The following is a 1,002-nucleotide window of genomic DNA, read 5'->3' on the forward strand; positions in this document are numbered from 1 at the left end:
GCAGAATGTTGGCGAGGTAAATAACAATAACGCTTACGCTGTTATACACCTACTGGAGTCAATTCAAAACCTGAGCACAATGACGACAAAGCTTAGCGACGTTTCAGAGAAGCTAGCAAACGTCGTGAATAAATAGCTAGCAGGTCACTTTCCTTACTAAAGCCCGACTAATCATTCTGACCTTCATGTTGAGGGGCAAACGCTTAAGGTTTGTTCCCACAATACCCTTCGTAAATCGGGTCTGTTTACTGTAATCAATATTTACATCTAACACGACTGGCTGACCCGCTTTGCTGATTCTCCAAGCTTCATCCAACATTTCATCTATATCGGAATTCTCATCGATCCGGACATAAGCTGCGCCAGTAGCCATCGCTACACCCTGCATTCTCGTATCCGCAAGAACCGAACAAGTTTTCCTGTTATACGGCACCTCTTGAGCTTGTGATATTTGGGATAACTCGCCATCATTAAATATGGTAAAAATTGCACCCAAGCCATTCTTGCTTGCCGTTGTAATTTCCATGCACGTCATCAAAAATGCACCATCACCAATAATACTGACAACGTCTTTTTCAGGATTAAGAAGCTTTGTTCCGATAGTCGCAGGGACAGCATAACCCATGCAATTGAAGTCGGTAGGCGAAATCATGGTTCTCGCTGTATGAATAGGCATAAGTTCTGCCGTTAAGAAGGTATGGTTACCGTCATCAACCACTACATAACCGTCATCAGGCAGCCTTTTCCTTAAGGCATCAAAGAATAAAGCTGGATTAACACGAGAACCACTATCGTGCTTATACCACTCTTGTTTATACGAAGCCTTTTGCTCTGAGATGAGCTGACTCACTTCCTTATAACGCGCATCAAAACAGATATTATTCTCATGTATTTTAGCTTTGAGCTTACGTAATAACGCGGGCAAGACCTCATTTGCATCTCCCTGGATCGCTACTTTCGCTGGGTAGTTTGTATTGAGAACTTTAGGGTTAATGTCAATAT

Annotated in this window: 1 protein-coding gene; it reads right to left on the reverse strand. The window is 42.6% G+C overall.

All coding sequences use genetic code 11. The features are described from left to right. Positions 1–136: 136 nt before the first annotated feature. Positions 137–1,002, reverse strand: an 866-nt coding sequence (locus A3735_RS07400; RefSeq protein ID WP_197485738.1) for a thiamine pyrophosphate-dependent enzyme, incomplete at its 5' end; no start/stop codon positions are given.

The sequence above is a fragment of the Oleiphilus sp. HI0061 genome (assembly GCF_001635675.1).